The organism is Armatimonas rosea (genome assembly GCF_014202505.1).
In the GTDB taxonomy this organism is placed as follows: Bacteria; Armatimonadota; Armatimonadia; order Armatimonadales; family Armatimonadaceae; genus Armatimonas; species Armatimonas rosea.
On sequence record NZ_JACHGW010000005.1, the window covers coordinates 80981 to 97701 of the forward strand.

General features: G+C 63.2%; 15 protein-coding genes and 1 pseudogene. 13 read left to right on the plus strand and 3 right to left on the minus strand.

What is annotated here, in order from left to right; all coding sequences use genetic code 11:
* Window positions 1–29: 29 nt before the first annotated feature.
* On the minus strand, window positions 30–914 hold the full coding sequence (locus HNQ39_RS23805) for a hypothetical protein (protein WP_184202837.1): 885 nt from the start codon (window positions 912–914) through the stop codon (window positions 30–32).
* Between the two features lie 315 nt (window positions 915–1229).
* Between HNQ39_RS23805 and HNQ39_RS23810 the strand changes: the two genes are divergently transcribed.
* From HNQ39_RS23810 to carB, 12 genes and pseudogenes are all read left to right on the plus strand, one after another.
* A complete protein-coding gene (locus tag HNQ39_RS23810; RefSeq protein ID WP_184202839.1) occupies window positions 1230–1919 on the plus strand; it encodes a 3D domain-containing protein in 690 nt (229 codons plus the stop codon).
* 22 nt (window positions 1920–1941) lie between these two features.
* Window positions 1942–2235, plus strand: coding sequence for an MGMT family protein (locus HNQ39_RS23815; protein WP_184202841.1), 294 nt, complete (start codon window positions 1942–1944; stop codon window positions 2233–2235).
* An 82-nt stretch (window positions 2236–2317) separates the two neighbouring features.
* Window positions 2318–3127 (plus strand): tetratricopeptide repeat protein, encoded by an 810-nt coding sequence (locus HNQ39_RS23820; RefSeq protein ID WP_184202843.1) that lies wholly within the window; start codon window positions 2318–2320, stop codon window positions 3125–3127.
* Between the two features lie 125 nt (window positions 3128–3252).
* A complete protein-coding gene (locus tag HNQ39_RS23825) occupies window positions 3253–3948 on the plus strand; it encodes a hypothetical protein (RefSeq protein WP_184202845.1) in 696 nt (231 codons plus the stop codon).
* A gap of 210 nt (window positions 3949–4158) precedes the next feature.
* The gene (pyrR, locus tag HNQ39_RS23830; protein ID WP_184202847.1) at window positions 4159–4695 is read left to right on the plus strand and encodes a bifunctional pyr operon transcriptional regulator/uracil phosphoribosyltransferase PyrR; all 537 of its coding nucleotides are present in this window, start codon (window positions 4159–4161) and stop codon (window positions 4693–4695) included.
* Complete coding sequence (locus HNQ39_RS23835; RefSeq protein WP_184202849.1) at window positions 4695–5618, plus strand: aspartate carbamoyltransferase catalytic subunit; 924 nt, start codon at window positions 4695–4697, stop codon at window positions 5616–5618. Before pyrR ends, HNQ39_RS23835 begins: the two co-directional genes overlap by 1 nt.
* Window positions 5619–6302: 684 nt before the next feature.
* A complete protein-coding gene (locus HNQ39_RS23840; RefSeq protein WP_184202851.1) occupies window positions 6303–7574 on the plus strand; it encodes a dihydroorotase in 1272 nt (423 codons plus the stop codon).
* Window positions 7571–8662 carry a glutamine-hydrolyzing carbamoyl-phosphate synthase small subunit gene (carA, locus tag HNQ39_RS23845; RefSeq protein WP_184202853.1) on the plus strand — a complete coding sequence of 364 codons (1092 nt, stop codon included), beginning with the start codon at window positions 7571–7573 and terminating at the stop codon, window positions 8660–8662. The genes HNQ39_RS23840 and carA overlap by 4 nt, the downstream gene beginning before the upstream one ends.
* Complete coding sequence (locus HNQ39_RS23850; RefSeq protein WP_184202855.1) at window positions 8659–9393, plus strand: phytanoyl-CoA dioxygenase family protein; 735 nt, start codon at window positions 8659–8661, stop codon at window positions 9391–9393. The genes carA and HNQ39_RS23850 overlap by 4 nt, the downstream gene beginning before the upstream one ends.
* On the plus strand, window positions 9390–11009 hold the full coding sequence (locus tag HNQ39_RS23855; protein WP_184202857.1) for a glycosyltransferase family protein: 1620 nt from the start codon (window positions 9390–9392) through the stop codon (window positions 11007–11009). The genes HNQ39_RS23850 and HNQ39_RS23855 overlap by 4 nt, the downstream gene beginning before the upstream one ends.
* Window positions 11006–11983 (plus strand): DMT family transporter, encoded by a 978-nt coding sequence (locus HNQ39_RS23860; RefSeq protein ID WP_184202859.1) that lies wholly within the window; start codon window positions 11006–11008, stop codon window positions 11981–11983. Before HNQ39_RS23855 ends, HNQ39_RS23860 begins: the two co-directional genes overlap by 4 nt.
* 10 nt (window positions 11984–11993) lie before the next feature.
* Window positions 11994–13628: pseudogene (gene carB, locus HNQ39_RS23865) on the plus strand (carbamoyl-phosphate synthase large subunit); the annotation flags it as partial.
* Between the two features lie 41 nt (window positions 13629–13669).
* Here carB and HNQ39_RS23870 read toward each other — a convergent pair.
* A complete protein-coding gene (locus HNQ39_RS23870) occupies window positions 13670–15034 on the minus strand; it encodes a GGDEF domain-containing protein (RefSeq protein ID WP_184202864.1) in 1365 nt (454 codons plus the stop codon).
* A gap of 70 nt (window positions 15035–15104) precedes the next feature.
* On the opposite strand from HNQ39_RS23870, the gene HNQ39_RS23875 reads away from it, so the two are divergent.
* Entirely contained in the window at window positions 15105–16016 is a 912-nt protein-coding gene (locus HNQ39_RS23875; RefSeq protein WP_184202865.1) for a GNAT family N-acetyltransferase, read from the plus strand.
* On the opposite strand, the gene HNQ39_RS23880 is transcribed toward HNQ39_RS23875, so the two are convergent.
* Window positions 16013–16711, minus strand: coding sequence for an RsmE family RNA methyltransferase (locus HNQ39_RS23880; protein WP_184202867.1), 699 nt, complete (start codon window positions 16709–16711; stop codon window positions 16013–16015). The genes HNQ39_RS23875 and HNQ39_RS23880 overlap by 4 nt on opposite strands.
* Between the last annotated feature and the right edge of the window lie 10 nt (window positions 16712–16721).

Below are 16721 nucleotides of genomic sequence, written 5' to 3' on the forward strand. Positions count from 1 at the left end.
CCCCCGCCGGGCGGAGGCTAGGGGGTAGGTCATAGCAAGCTATCTGGCGCGGGCTTGCGCGGCGCGGGGCGTGCAGGCGGACGGGCGGCACCGCGCGGTGGCGGCGGCGGGGCGTCCTCATCGGCGAAGGGATCGTCGAGGTCGTCGAGCTCCTCATCGCCGCCGGGGTCTGCGTTGGGGCGCTCTGGCTCACGTACCCGCTGGATGGGGGCGTTGGCGGGAACCTGACGTGCCTGGGGAGGGGGCGGCATGTCCGCAGGCGCAGGTCGCGGTGTGGGCCGTGGTGGGAGCGACGACGCCGGGCGCAGAGGCAGATCCCCTAGGCCCTCGGGCTGGGGTTGTGGCGGACGCGTTTGCTGGGGAGGGGGAGCGGGGCGCGGCGCGGGCGCTGCCGCACGGGGAGCTGGCGCGAGCTCTTCGTCATCGTCGAAGGGCGGCGGTGGCTCATCGCGCATCGGCATGGGCGCGGGGCGTGGGGGCGCAGCTTGTGGGACGGGCGCAACGCGCTGCGGCGGACCGTAGCTACTCGGACCGGGAGGGGGCGGTGCCATACGCGGCCCCGCGGCGGCTCCTCCGCGGCGGGGGCCACCTTCTTCAAGCTCGGGCGCGAACTGGGCACCGTAGCCACACATCGCCAGCGCTCGTCCGACACTGCCGGTCTCTGCCTTCTCAATGTAGTCGCCAAAGCCCTTGACATCTTCCTTCTTGGTGGCGGTGGCGATCAGGCGCCCCTCTTCATTAAAGATCGTCGCGCGGAAGACCGCATACTGTTTTTCGTGGTTGATCTCGACGGCATCGGTGACGATCCCCCAGTCGGGGTGATCGGCGCGAAACCAGATCAGGCGGGCAGAGACAGGGAGGTACTCACGGCCTCCCTGAACTTTAATGACATAGCGCTTGGGGTCAAAAGACATAGTTCCTGTACTCGATTCTAAGGGTTCCACGCCGGGGGGAGGCGTTCCTTCTTTCCCCGGTATTTTAGGGGTTTTTGTCAGGCTGATGTTATGAATAACTATTAGAGAATGTTTATATTGTTAAGCCTAACTTGACATTAATAACGGTCAGGGTTATACTCTACCGGTTTTGGAAAAACCGGAAACGGTATTTTCAATGCCCACCACGTCGGCAATCGTGCCGATTGGCGGACCCAAATTGGCGTTCGTCTCTGACTGCGGAGGGTGGCCTACTGACTTTTGTGCCAGGCTATCCCCACCGAGAAAGGAGGCATCATGCCCTTCACAACCTATACGCGCACTGCAATCGCTACCCTGGCCGCTCTGACCAGTGTGGTCGCCTTTGCACAGTCGGGCGCAAACAAGCTGCACACCGTCGTTTTGTCGGTACAGGGGGAGAGCCACGTGCTCCGAACCACCGCCAAGACCATTGGTGCGCTGCTCCAGGAACAGAATGTGGCGCTCACCGAGCAGCTACAGCTCTCTGCTCCTCTCACCACTCCCATCACCGAGGGAATGCAGGTCTCTCTGGAGGCAAAAGCCTCTTCTGAGCCGAAAGCAGCCCCGGCAGTGGCCTCTCCTAAACCGCCTGCGCCCACGAAGGCCGCGGCACCCACGAAAGAGGCAGCGCGCGGGACACTCAGCTCCCGTGGTGTTCTGGGAAATCTCTCTCGCTACGAAGGTAAGCGTGTTCTCACCCTGACTGCCACAGGCTACGGCCCCGGCGAGAACGGTCGGTGGGGGAACCGTACCACGATGGGCACTCGTGTTCGCTACGGCGTTGTCGCAGTCGATCCCCGTGTCATCAAGCTCGGCACTCGGCTCTATGTCGAGGGATACGGCGAGTGCGTCGCCGAAGACACCGGCGGTGCCATCAAAGGAATGCGCATCGACCTTGCCTTCAACTCGGATAGCGTGGCCAACCAGTACGGCCGCAAGCGTGTCCGGGTCGTGATCCTGGACTAAGTCCACAGAGCAGCCCACGGGAATGGACGAATTTGAAGCGATCTATGCGCTGGTTCGGACCATCCCCGCGGGCTGTGTTTTAAGCTACGGTGAGGTAGGAGATCGGGTAGGGGCACGACCTCGAACGGTCGGGAGGGCGATGGCGCACTCTGCCGAAGAAGATCAGGTGCCTTGGCACCGTGTGGTCGGAAGCGATGGCACCCTCCGGGTCGCACGCCACTCTCCCGTCCTTGCCGCTGAGCAGCGCCGACGCCTCGAAAAAGAGGGGATTGTCTTCGATTCCCGAGGGCGCGTTCCGATTTCCTTCTTCTGGTGAGAAAACCCGCAATTGTGCGGCAATTTCTATGCCACAAGAGCATTCTGTGAAAAAATGCGTATAATGCGATTCAGGAACGACGTTGGCAGGCAAGGCTACAGCACTAATCTCCGATACAGACTCTCTCCCGCTCCCCTCCGATGAGTGGCGCTGGCTGCATCAAGCCGATGCGCTGGCGGCATCCGGAAGAGTGGAGGAGGCGGTCGCCCAGCTTCGCACTTTAGTGCATGCCCTCCCCGACTCCACACGCGGCTACCTCCGACTCGCAACCCTCTTACGGCAGCGACGACGTGCCGGTGAGGCGCGGGAGATCCTCGAGACCGCCGTCGCCCACGTCCCCGATTGTCCTGTCTCCCGCGAGGCACTGGCGGATATCTGTGTCGAGATTGGGCGCTTCGACGATGTGATCCAGCACGGGAAGATGCTCCTGCAGCTCCAGCCCCGCTCGATCCATGCCCGCGACCTGCTCTCCACTGCCTACCTGCACCGAGGACAGTACGAGCGCGCCCTGCGCCTCACCGATGAGATGGTCCGCCTCGATCCCTTCGATAGTGCCCATCACTTTAAGCGCGGGGTGATCCTCCAGCAGCTAGGGCTTCTTTCACCGTCGTGCGAGGCCTTTGCACGCACTCTCGAGCTCAACCCCGACGACGAGCTACGGGAGGCTTGTCAGATGGCCATTGATCTCCTGGAGCGCTACCAGATCCGTCAGCTCTTGACCTTGGCCTCCGAAGACGTGCTCTTCCACCTGCATCTCTTGCGGGAGCCACAGGCACAGGTACAGGCGCGGGGCTTCCACCTCTCCGAGACCGCCGTTGCTGTGCTGGTTGCGCAGCTGGCGCACCTAACACCAGACTATCAGCCGGGCTGGCGGCACTACCGGTGCCACTAGGACAGCGCCAAAACCAGGGTGTCGGAAAACACACCCCCAATCGCGGCAGAGTTGCCGTATAATGCACCGCAAAATATACTCGCTCTTCTAAGCGACTTTATTGCCTTCGTGAGGATTTATTCGCCATGTCCATGAACGTGAACGTCGATGATGCCTGGTCTCCTGAACCAGAGCTCCTGGAAGCCGCCCCCCGACGGATCGTGTCGTTTGACGATGTCCCAGATCGGAACCGTCCCAATGTCCTGGTGATGGGGGGAATCTCTGGCCTGCTTTTGGTAGGAGGGTTTGCGCTCTTTGGGATCGCGATCACCAAACATAGCTTCAATGCCGTTATGGGGCTTCCCCTGGTGCTGGCTGGGGTTGCGGGGCTGGTCTACTTCCCCTTGCGTCTCCGACAGCACCTCTCCCGCGCCGAGCACCTGCTCACCAATGGCGCTCCGGTGATGGCGCGAATTCTCTCCGCGGATAACCTCAACGGCGATACCTACGCCCGAAGTGTCAAGTACCAGGTCTCGCTCCCCGGGGGCGACCTGGATCACCGCGAGGTCAATGTCGATGACCGGGTCTTGCCCAAGCGGATTCCGTCGAACACCACGGCGCTGATGGACCTGAGCTCGGGCGATGTCGAGCTCTATATCGCACTCCCGTTTCGGGCGGTGCTCAAGTCCGCTCCCCGTGTCACGACCACCGCGACTACCCAGGAGCCCGCTCGCCCCGTGCCCTCGGAGATGGGGACGATCGCGGTCTCCGATGCGCCCGAGATCAAGCGGGAGAAGCCCAAGGACGAGACCCCGCAGCCCAAGCGCGAGACCTTCGAGTAAGAGTTGCATGCCGGGGTTGGGCATGCTACACTGACAATAGACAACTGCAAAGTCCCTTGTGAGCCGTCCCGTGAGGCGGAGCCCGCCCCGAGAGGCGGACAAGGATGCGCGTTAAAATGACAGGTTCGGTTCCTACACTGCCGTGGGAATGTCCTTGCCTTGCGCCTCCCTGCCTCTCCTGGCGGGGAGGCGTTTTGCATGGAGAGAACGATGACAGAGACACAGGTAATGGACGCCGGAGATGTGCGACGAGCCCTCACCCGGATCGCCCATGAGATTGTCGAGCGCAATAAAGGCGCGGCAGGGATCGCGCTGGTGGGCGTGGTGCGCCGCGGAGAGCCACTCGCCGCGCGCTTGGCGGGGCTGATCGAGCGTATCGAGGGCCACTCGGTCGCCTGCGGAGGGCTGGATATCGCGCTCTACCGCGACGACTACGCGGTGCGGCGTCACGAGGCACGTGCCAGTAGCATCTCCTTTGACATCACCGGCAAGACCGTGATCCTCGTGGACGATGTCCTCTTCACGGGGCGCTCCGTGCGCTCCGCAATCGACGCTCTGATGGACTTTGGCCGTCCCGCTGCGGTCCAGCTTGCGGTTCTGATCGACCGGGGCCACCGCGAGCTGCCGATCCGCGCCGACTTTGTGGGCAAGAACCTCCCCACCCAGCGCACCGAGCGCATCAATGTCAAGCTGGCGGAGCTCGATGGCGAAGACGCCGTAGCGATCGCCAAAGGAGACGAGAAGTAATGAACCTAGCCGGACGTGATCTACTGGGCCTGGAAGGGCTCGAAAAAGAAGCCATCGAGACGATCTTAGACAACGCGACAACCTTCTCTGAGGTCCTACGCCGCGATGTGAAGAAGGTCCCAACCCTGCGCGGCAAGTCGGTGATCACGATGTTCTTCGAGAACTCCACGCGCACCCGCTCCAGCTTCGAGGCGGCGGGCAAGTACATGAGCGCCGATGTGATCAATATCAGCGGCAGTGCATCGAGCGCCAGCAAGGGCGAGAGCCTCCGCGACACGTTCCTGACCCTCCAAGCGCTCACGGCAGACCTAGTCATCATGCGCACCCCGTTTAGCGGCGCGTGCCACCAGGCCGCCGAGTGGGTGGACATTCCCGTGGTCAACGCCGGCGATGGCATGCACGAGCACCCCACCCAGGGCCTGCTCGATGCCCTCACCATCCGCGATGCCAAGGGCAGTATCGAGGGCCTTAAAGTCGCCATTGTCGGGGATGTGCTACACTCGCGGGTCGCGCGGAGCAATATCTGGGGGCTCAACACGCTCGGTGCCGATGTCCACCTGGTCGGCCCCAAGACCCTCCTGCCCACCGATGCCGACAAGCTCCCCGTGACCGTCCACACCAACCTAGAAGAGGGCCTGGAGAACGCCGATGTCGTGATGGTGCTACGCCTCCAGCTAGAGCGCATGGCAAAAGCGCTCTTCCCGACCCCGCGTGAGTACTGCAACCTCTTTGGCGTGAGCAAGAAAGCCCTCCGCGCCGCCAAGCCCGATGCGATCGTGATGCACCCAGGCCCCATGAACCGTGGCCTTGAGATCTCCGGCGATGTCCCGGACCTACCGAGCGCGGTGATCGAGAAGCAAGTCACCAATGGAGTCGCCACCAGAATGGCCGTCCTCTATCTCCTCTTGGGAGCGGAAGGGTGAGTAGCTTATCCCGTCAGAATCCCCCCGATCAGAACGGGGGAACTGGAGAGCCTTTGGCTGCGAAGGCCGTGCCGGCCATGGTCTTACCTTTTGAGGGGCGCTTCTGCAAGAGCTGTTTTCCGAGCGGGAAAATGGTGCTATCTCGGTGTGAGGACTGCGGACATCTCTGTGCGGTTATCCATGATGGCTGGGGGAAGCCAGAGAAGCTTGTTTGTGGTCATACGATAGTCTCTGAGATTATTCGATGGCCTTGTCTAAACTGTGGTTCAAAGGATAGGTTGCAATGAGTCATGGGCCGGACACTTCTCGAAGATATGCTCTATATGGCAGGATATCTTTTCCTGTTGGCTATGCTGGCTCTACTTCTCCTGATTCCTTCAGCTTGGTGTGTTGGTACTCTTGCATCCAGGTACTGGCCTGTATCAGTAGCGCCACTGCTCACCTTCACGTTTATCCTTTGTGCCTGGGGAAGTTTTCGAATCTCACTGCGAGTAGAGAAAGCTCTTGTGAAGCGTGGGGGAAATGCGGTCAATATGCTGGGGCAACTTGGCTGTCTACTTTTTCTTTTTCTGACGTTGCTTCCTATTGTCTTGCATTTTCTGGCAAAACGATAACGGCAGTCGCGGAGCGATTTTTTGGCGCTTGCGCCTCTAGACGCCGATTTCAATCGGTGGGATCAAAACTATGATTTTACGAAACGGACGAGTGATTGACCCCTCAAGTGGGATCGATGGAATCGGCGATCTGCGGATCGAAGACGGCAGGATCGCGGAGGTGAGGCTGGGTGGGGGAATCCCCACCGATGGTCACTTCGAGCGCGACTGCACCGGGAAAGTGATCTGCCCCGGGCTGATCGACATCCACGTGCACCTGCGCGAGCCCGGCCAGGAGTACAAAGAGGACCTCGCCTCGGGGCTGGGGAGCGCGGCGGCGGGGGGCTTTACGACGGTCGCTTGCATGCCCAACACCACCCCCGTGATCGACTCCGCTCCCATTGTCCGAGACCTGATCGCACGGGCCAAGCTGGAGAAGGGGGCGCGCATCCAGGTGATTGGGGCGCTCTCCAAGGGGATGAAGAACACCGAGCTAGCCGAGATGGGGGACCTCAAGGCCGCCGGCGCGATCGCGGTCTCCGACGATGCCTACCAAGTACAGGACGCGGGCTTTATGCGCAAGGCGATGGAGTACGCCGCGATGCTCGACCTGCCGGTGCTGGCCCACTGCGAGAACACCAGCCTCTCCGATGGCGGGGTGATGAACGAGGGCTACACGGCCAGTGTCCTGGGTCTAAAAGGGCTGCCGCGCGAGGCCTACGAGATGGACGTCATGCGCAATGGCCTGCTGGCGATGATGACCGGCTGCCACCTGCATGTCCTTCATGTCTCCACGGCGCGGGAGGTCGAGATCATCCGTTTCCTAAAGTCCCTGGGCGCGCCGGTCACCGCCGAGACCGGGCCGCACTACTGGTGCCTGACCGATGAGGCCTGCAAGGGCTACAACACCAACGCCAAGATGAACCCGCCCCTGCGCACCCAGACCGACTGTGAGGCGATGATTGTCGGGCTCAAAGATGGGACGCTGGACTGTATCGCCACGGACCACGCGCCGCACGCCGCCTACGAGAAGGCGCAGGAGTTCCCGCTCGCTCCGTTTGGAATCCATGGCCTGGAGACCAGCCTCGCACTGGGGATTACCTACCTGGTCAAGCCCAATCACCTCTCGCTGGCCGCGCTGATCGGGCAGATGAGCACCGCGCCGGCCCGGATTCTCGGGCTGCCCGGAGGGACTCTGGAGCCCGATAGTGTCGCCGATATCACGGTCTTCGACCCCGATGCGGAGTGGGTGGTGGAGCCCGAGGCATTTGTGAGCAAGGGCAAGAACACGCCCTTTGGCGGCTGGAAGCTGACGGGCAAGCCGGTGATGACAATCGTGGGGGGAGAGGTGGTCTTTTCGTGAAAGCAATTCTAGCACTGTCGGATGGGACGGTTTTTGAGGGCGAGTCGTTTGGGGCGACCGGACGCGCGAGCGGCGAGGTGGTCTTCAACACCGGGATGACCGGCTACCAGGAGGTCCTCACCGACCCCAGCTACGCCGGGCAGCTCGTCACCCTGACCTACCCGCTGATCGGCAACTACGGCATCACCCCCGAGGACTTTGAGAGCCGAAAGGTCCAAGTCGCAGGCTTTGTGGTGCGGGAGCTGGCCGATACCTACTCCAACTGGCGCGCCACCGAGTCGCTAGATAGCTACCTGAAGCGGGCGGGCGTGCTCGGGATTACGGGAATCGACACCCGCACCCTCACCCGGCGCATCCGCCACGAGGGGGTGATGATGGGCGCGCTCAGCACGGAAGAGACCGGTGAGGAGCTTCTGGCACGCCTACAGTCCGCGACAGATAAATACGATGCGATCGACTGGGTCAAGACCGTCACGACCCCCGAGCCCTACGTCTGGGGCCCCGACGAGAGCGAGGCCAAGTTCCGAGTGAGCGTGCTGGACTGTGGCATCAAGTTCAATATCCTGCGCGAGCTGGCCAAGCTGGGGATTCGCACCCAGGTCTTTCCCGCCACCGCCACGGCGGATCAGATGCTCGCCAGCAACCCCGATGGGATCTTCCTCTCGCCTGGCCCCGGCGATCCGGCGCTGCTGGGCTACGCGGTCGAGACGGTCCAGAAACTAGTCGCCACGGAGAAGCCGGTGATGGGAATCTGCCTGGGCAACCAGCTCCTGGGCTGCGCCTTTGGCGGAAGCACCTTCAAGCTCCCCTTCGGCCACCGCGGTGCCAACCACCCGGTCAAGGACCTGCCCACAGGACGGGTCGTGATCACGTCGCAGAACCACGGCTACGCCCTCGATCCCAACACCCTCCCCGCGGACCAGCTCGAAGTCAGCCAGATCAACCTCAACGATGGAACCGTGGAGGGGCTGACCCATAAGAGCCTTCCCGTCTTCTCGATCCAGTACCACCCCGAGGCCTCCCCCGGCCCGATGGACTCCCGCTTCTACTTCGAGCGCTTCCTGAAGCTCATGGAGGCGCGCGCGTGACCGACGCGCAGCGAGTGGCCTTCGACGAGCAGGGCTATCTGTCCCTGCCCGGAGCCCTCGTGGGCGCGGCACTCGCGCAGGTCCAGGAGGCAGCCGCACAGGCGGAAGCACTCTGGAGCGCCGACACAAGCCGCCTTGGCGCACGCTCGGCGGCCTTGGACCAAGTCCAGGCCCCGATTGAGTACGACGACCGCTTGCTGGAGCTGCTCTGGCACCCCACGGTCTTCCCCGTGGTCCGTGCGCTCCTGGGCGACGATGTTGCGATGATCGACAACGATCTGTTTCTCACGCCGCCCCGCACACCCCAGACCCACGCGGGCTGGCACCACGATGTCGGGATGCAGGGCATCTACCACCCCAAGTCACTCTTGATGGTGAAGGTCTTCTACCTCTTGACCGATGTGGACGAGACCAGGGGACCCACCATGGTTGTGCCGGGCTCACAGCGCTGGGAGGAGTCGCCGCAGTCTGTGGAGAGTGCGGTCGCAATGACCGGCAAGGCGGGCGATGCCTATCTCTTTAACTGCCGCATCTACCACTGCGCCGCCAACAACGACTCCGACCACTGGCGCCGTGTTCTGATCTACAACTACGGTCACTTCTGGATGAAGCCTTGGCAGGGCTACGAGCCCAGTGCCCGCCTTCTGGCCGCCGCACACGCCTCGGGCGATCCCGTCCGCAAGCAGCTCCTGGGGATCGGGGATGCCTACGGACAGAGACTGGCGGCATGAGAGTGCGCCTCGGTGTGGCTCTGCTCGTTGTCTTTCTCTTGGTCTCACGCCTGCTCTGGCTGGAGGCCGACCCCTGGCCACGCCTCGACTGGAGCTCCGGGATCTGGACCGACGAGGGCTTCTATACCTACAACGCCCGCAATGCGGTCTTGTTTGGCGCGGCGCGCTTAGACGGCTTTAACAATGCGAACCTCATGCCCTTGCTGGACCTCGCCCAGCGTTTGGTCTTCGGGACGTTTGGGGTGCACTTGGTCGCTGCGCGGAGCCTCTCGGTGGTGGCATCGCTCCTGGCGCTGTTGTTCTTCGGCGATGCGCTCCGGCGGGGCTTCGGCGAGAAAACCGCGCTCACCGGGCTGGCGCTGCTGGGCACCGATGTCTTTTTCTGGGGCTACAGCCGCCTCGCCCTGATGGAGCTTCCCGCCACTCTGGTCCACTGCGCGGCGTTCTGGTGCCTCTCCCTCGGGAGTGCGGGGGGCTTGTTTGCCGCGGGGCTCCTCGCGGCTGCAACCCTTGCCTTCAAGGCGACCTATGCGATCTTCTTGCCCGTGCCGCTCCTCGCCATTGGCTGGGCGCGCCGAAAGCAGGTGCTTCCCTATGCCACGGGAGCGCTGGTGGGGCTCGCGCTCTACGGGGCGCTCTGGGGGATTCCGCACCGTGCGGAGATCGCGCACATGACCAACTTCTACCGGACGCGCCAGTCCCAGCCGCGCTCGGTGGCCGAGGCGGGGCGCTGCGTCAGCTACGCGCTCTTTGGCTCGCAGCGCAACGCCAAGCGCTACATGGTGCACTGCCTGGAGACCCAGGCCCCTGTGGTTACGACGGTCGGGCTTGTCGGGCTCTTTGGCCTGGGCTGGCGGCGACGGCGGCGTGATCTGCTCTGGCGTGTCTTGGTGGTCTGGGCTGCCCTAGGGATCGGCTCGCTGGCACTGACCCGCTACATCCCCACCCGCTATCTCCTGCTCTTTCTCCCCGCTCTGGTGGGACTGGCTGCTGTCACCCTGGGGCGGCTGCCTGCCCTCTGGCGACTCTGGCGCCTACGCCCGCGCCGACGGCTTCTCGGGCTGGGCATCCCGCTCTTCTTCCTCCTCGACCATCTCCTTGCCTCGGTTCTGACGCCTAGCGTTGGGGCAGGTGCCGCGGAGTGGCTGGCGGCCGGTGCCTCTCTGGCACTGGTTGCCTTTGTCACCGTGCGCTGTCTCTGGCAGTCGGAGCTCAGTACGAGGACTGCCCCAGTCTTGGTAGCACTGGCCCTAATGCTCAATGTCGGCTTTGTCCTCCACTGGGCCGCAACCCGCACCTACACGCTCCGTGATACCAGCCGCACCCTCGGGAAGCTGCTCCCCCCCAGCGCCGTGGTTATCGGCGAGGCCGCGCCGCTCTGCCTGGAGAACCGCTTGCGGGGAATTCCTGTGTTCTATCCTGGTCTCGCCAACGACAAGAGCCCCCTCCAGACCTTCCAGCCGCAGTATCTCATGGTCACGCGGGTCGCGGCACGGCTACGCTACTGGAACAAGAACGCTCCTCAGGTGCTCACCCCCGCCAATGAGCTCGTCAGCTTCCCCCTAGGAGTCGAGCGCCTGGTTCTCTACAAAATCCCCCCGGAGGCGCTGCCATGAGCCGACGGCTCGCGTGGGGGATTGTGGTCCTCTGCATTGCGATCTGGGGAGTCAATGCGACGGCGCTTAAGGTGGCGATGCGCCCCGGCAGTGGGGAGGCGTTCGACCCGATCTTCCTCTCGGGGCTCCGCTTTCTCTTTGTTGCGCCGCTACTTGCGCTGGGCCTGTTCTGGCAGGACCGCGCCCTGCTGCGCTTCACCCGGCGTGAGCTCACGATGTACGCCTGCTTTGGGCTCTCGTCGATTGTTGTCGGGGAGATTATCCAGGCGCTCGCCGTGCGGTATACATCGGTGGCGAACCTGACCCTGCTCTCGCACGGGACGATCCCGCTCTCCACGGCGCTCTGGGCACGCGGCCTCTACGGGGAGCCCTTTGGCAAGAAGGCCTTGCTCGGGGCGGGGATCGCGCTGATCGGAGTCGCCCTGGTCGCGACCCACGCGCCGGGCGGCCTGCGCTTTGGTGGCGAGACCTGGCGCGGCGACTCGCTGGCGCTCCTGCGCGCGGCCCTGCACGGTGGCTTCCTGACGCTCCTGGGCAGGCAGCTCCAGACCACCCCCGCGCTCAAGGTGACTCTGGGCAATGTCGGCTTTGGAGCGCTCTGGAGCCTGCCCTATGTCCTCTGGCGCGGAGCTCACTTCGACTTTGGCGCGGTCGCGCCGCTCACCTGGCTGGCTGTCTTCTGGACCGCTGTCCCTACCACGCTCTTTGGCTTTGTCGCCTGGAACGCCGCGGTGGGCACGGTCGGGACGGTCGCCGCGACCAGCGCCATGTACGCCCTGCCCTTTGCCGCCGCACTGGGCGCGTTTGCCCTGATTCATGAGCCCATCACCCTCTGGCACGTCCTAGGGGGCGGATTGATTCTCACCGGGATAGTATTGACAAGGAAACGAGCCAACCCCCTAACCCCCGTGCAACGGGGGGACAATAAGGAATTGTCCTTGTATCCCCCCCGCCGGGCGGGGGATGGGGGGTAGGAGAAAAATTATGCCAAAAGATCCAGCAATTAAGAAAGTAATGGTGATCGGCTCCGGGCCGATCGTGATCGGTCAGGCCGCGGAGTTCGACTACGCCGGGGCGCAGGCGTGCCGGGCGCTACGGGAAGAGGGGTGCTATGTCATCCTCGTGAACTCCAACCCCGCGACCATCATGACCGATGTGGAGATGGCCGACCGGGTCTATATCGAGCCGCTGACCCCGGAGTTTCTGCGCAAGATTATCGAGCGCGAGCGCCCCGATGGCCTTGTCCCCACACTGGGAGGGCAGACCGGCCTGAACTTGGCGGCGAAGCTCTCCAGCCTGGGAATCCTCGACGAGTTCAATGTCAAGCTCCTGGGCACGTCGCTGCGCTCGATTCAGATGGCCGAGGACCGCGAGGAGTTCCGTGCGCTCATGCGGCGGATCGGGGAGCCGGTGCCCGAGAGCTGGATTATCGAGTCCGACGAGGCGCTGGTGGAGCTCTCCAAGCAGGAGGGCTTGCCCTGGCCGCTGATCATCCGCCCCGCCTACACGCTCGGGGGCTCTGGCGGAGGGATCGCCCCGACTGTCGAGGACTTGCTGGAGATCGCGCGTCGGGGGATGCGCCTCTCGCCGGTCAACCAGGTGATGGTGGAGCGCTACCTCAACGGCTGGAAAGAGATCGAGTACGAGGTCATGCGCGATGCCAACGACACGTGTATCACGATCTGTAACATGGAGAACCTGGACCCGATGGGGGTCCATACCGGCGACTCGATCGTGGTCGCGCCCAGCCAGACTCTCTCGGACAAGGAGTACCAGATGCTCCGCACCGCCAGCCTCAAGATCATCCGCGCGCTGGGGATCGAGGGCGGCTGTAATGTCCAGATGTCGCTCGATCCTAAGAGCTTTGACTACTACATCATCGAGGTCAACCCCCGTGTCTCACGCTCGTCGGCGCTGGCGAGCAAGGCGACCGGCTACCCGATCGCCCGCACCGCCGCCAAGATCGCCATTGGGCTCCACTTGGACGAGATCGAGAACAAAGTGACCGGCAAGACCCTGGCCTGCTTCGAGCCCGCGCTGGACTACTGTGTCTGCAAGATTCCCCGCTGGCCCTTCGATAAGTTCGTGAGCGCGGACCGGCGCATCACCACCCAGATGAAGGCGACCGGCGAGGTGATGGCGCTGGACCGAACCTTTGAGAGCGCCCTGATGAAGGCCGTGCGGAGCCTAGAGATCGGGGTGCACAGCCTCCGCTACCGGCACGCCTCGGGCTGGAGCGAGATGCAGCTGGAGAACCTCCTGCGTGTCGCCACCGACGAGCGCCTCTTTGCGATCGCGGAGGCGTTCCGGCGTGGGATGCTGGTGGAGGAGATCGCGAATCTGGCCCACTACGACCCGTGGTTTTTGGTGAAGATCAAGAACCTGGTGGACATGGAGCGCACCCTGGAGCAAGCGGGCACGGGCCTCGACGACACGCTCCTCTCCGAGGCCAAGTCCCTCGGCTTCCCGGACAAGACCATCGCCGAGCTCACGGGGCTCAAGGAGCTGGACATTCGCAACCGCCGCAAGGCCGCTGGGATCGTCCCTACCTTCAAGATTGTCGATACCTGCGCCGCAGAGTTCGAGGCCAAGACCCCGTACTTCTACTCCTGCTACGAGCCGCTCCACACGGGTGTCTCCGGCGGTCAAGACGGGTAGGCTTAAGCGGCGCGGCGCTCGTGTATGGGGAGCGACTGGTAGCTGCAGACGCGGTCACGGGTCTTCTTGGCCTGGTAGAGCGCGACATCGGCGGCAGTGGTGAGCTCTGCCACACGGGTCATGCTGGGGCTCTTCTCCGCAACACCAATACTGACGGTCACGGCGCGGTGCTTCCAGGGCGCGGCCTGGATGCCCGCCCGGAGCCGCTCGGCGATCCGCACGGCCTCGTCTTCGTGGGTGTGGGGCATGAGGATCATAAACTCCTCGCCCCCGTGGCGCGCGGCGATATCGGCGGTTCGGAGGGTGTGCTGGAGGAGGGTGCCGATGGTCTCCAGGACCGCATCGCCCGATGCCGCGCCAAAGCTCTCGTTGTAGGCTCGGAAGTAGTCGATATCTAGGATCAGGATGCTGAGAGGCTGGTTGTAGCGTAGGGCACGTGCCCACTCGCTGGCCATGTGCTCGTCTAGGGAGCGCCGGTTGTGGAGCTTGGTGAGGGAATCTCGGGTGGCAGTGGTGCTGAGCTGTCCCTGGAGGGTCGTGAGCTGCGTGGTGAGATCCTCAAGCTTATCGTTGGCCATCTCAAGCTGCTGGCTGGTTTTGAGGTTCTTTTGAACGATGACCGTGAGCTGGGACTCTTGCTGGCGGAGCAGGTAGAACAGCTGTAGGGTTAGCCCCATCAGCACAAAGGTACCCGCAACTCCTGTCAGCAGAAGGAGAGAGGCCTCGTTGTTGTCGCGCTTGGCATCGTTTTCCAGCGCATGCACCAGCTTGTCCATGGCATCGCGAAGGCTCAGGGTCGTGCTTAGCGTGAGGGAGCGGTTAAGGGCATCGTGGTAGTAGGTGCTCCAGACGCGCTCGGAGGTCTGTACGGCCTGAGGGGAGTAGATCTGAATCGTCTTGCGGAGCTCTGCCATCTGGGCCAGCTGCTGGCGTACGTCGCCGTAGGCCTGCTGGGAGTAGCTGATGTGGGTGCGCAAGACCAGCATCTCCAGGTGTCCGGCCTGTCGCAGGCTCGCTAGGGCCTTGGTACTCACTTGCGCTTGCTGGCGGGCAAAGAGCATGGCGCTACAGGGAATGGAGAATAGCAGGGTCAGGATCGAGAGCAGGAGGGGGAAGCTGCGCGCGGTAGAGGTCGATGGCAGCGAGAGAAAGCGACTGTAGAAGGCGAGGGCGACAGGGAGCAGGTCGAGAAGCCACAGCCACGGTGTGGTTCGCTGCGCCTCCCAGAGGCCATTGGGCAGGGACAGGCCGTTTTGAAGCGCTACCATTAGGCTGGCAAAAACAGGCACAAAGATGCCCCCGAGCAGTAGAATACGCCCGATCAAGGTCGCGGGATGAATTTTTGCTTCAGATACGCCACGTCTCATGGTATTGAAATTATGGTGAATAATGCTAGGTTTTGCAGGGGGAACCCCCCGAGAGAGAGAAATCTGACACATGGCGACAATTTTACTGCGGCGTCTGCAGCCGTCGGAGTGGCAGTGGGAGGCGCAGCTGATTGCCTACTCGACCAATGCTTGGTACCAGGCCAGTGGGAAGCCCGCGATCTTCTCGGGGGATCCGACACACTGCCAGATCTTTTGTCAGGTCTATGAGGCGCTCGATCCGGGGTGCTGCATCGTGGCGGAAGACACGGAGATCGGGGCCTTGGTCGGCTCGTGCTTCTACCACCCGCGTCCGAGCCATATCTCGGTGGGGATTGTCAACACCCATCCCGGCTACTTTGGTCATGGGATCGCCCGGCAGATGCTTGATGAGGTGCTCCAGCTCGCCGAGGAGCAAGGCAAGCCGCTTCGCTTGGTATCCTCGGCGATGAACCTGGACTCCTTCTCGCTCTACACCCGCTCGGGGTTTGTCCCACGCCTGCTCTTTCAGGACATGCTCTTGCCCGATACCAGCCGTCTTCCCGCCCCCGATCCCCGCGTTCGCCCCATCACGCCCGCCGATGTGCCCGCCCTCGTGGCGCTGGAGCAAGAGCTGGTTGGGATCGACCGGAGCAAAGACTTTGCCTACTTTACCGAGAATACCCTAGGAATCTGGAGTGGCTCGCTCTGGGAAGAGGCGGGCAAGGTAGAGGGCTTTCTCTTTGCGGTGGCGCACCCGGCGAGCAACATGCTTGGCCCTGGCGTGGCGCGCAACGACACGGTCGCGGCGGCCTTGCTGGCTCAGGAGCGGCTCAAGCACCCAGGCAACCCTGTGTTTCTCGTGCCCGCAAGCGCGGAGGGGCTGATCCAGACACTCTACCGCTGGGGTGCGCGCAACTGTGAGCTCCACGTGGCTCAGGTCCGCGGTGCGTGGCAAGAGCCCAAGGGGATTGTCTTTCCGAGCTTCCTCCCTGAGTCGGGCTAGAGCAGCTTGGCGAGGGTAGCCAGTGCAGCTGTCTCGGTGCGTAGGGTGCGTGGTCCCAGCGAGACCGCCTGCGCTCCCACCGCCAGAATCTGCTTTTTCTCCGCTGCGGTGAAGCCACTCTCAGGCCCCACAAAGACAGACACCGTGTTACCTAGGTCGGGTGGAAGGTGCTGGCCACTCTCCTCGAGCAAGAGAGCCACGCCGACAGCGTGAGCCAGGGCCTCGTCGAGACTACGGGTGTAGGTGACAGGGGGGAGGACACCCCGCCCCGACTGCTCCGCAGCGTTACGAATGAGCTCCTCCCAGCGTGCCACTTTCCGCTCGATCCGGTCGCGCTCCTCCAGCCGTGCCTGGGCTCTCTCGCTGGCGAAGAGCACAAAGCCAGCCGCCCCCAGCTCGGTGCCGTGCTGCAAGACCTGCTCGACCTTATCGCCTGTCTTGGGGAGCGCCTGAAAGACCGTCACCTGCCGCTCTGGCTCGGTAGTGACGGCTTGCCAAGCGCTGGTCAGGCGCGCCGAGACCCGCTTCTTCCCCAGTAGCTCCAAAGTCGCCATGGCCCAGCGATTCTGGCCATCGTGGAGACGGACTGGTTCGCCGGCTTGCATCTTGAGGACATGGACAAGGTGGTGGGTCTTGTCCTCGGGGAGAAGCTGAAGCTCTCCAAGGGTGGGCTCGATAAAAAAACACTGGGGCATGGTGGCTCTT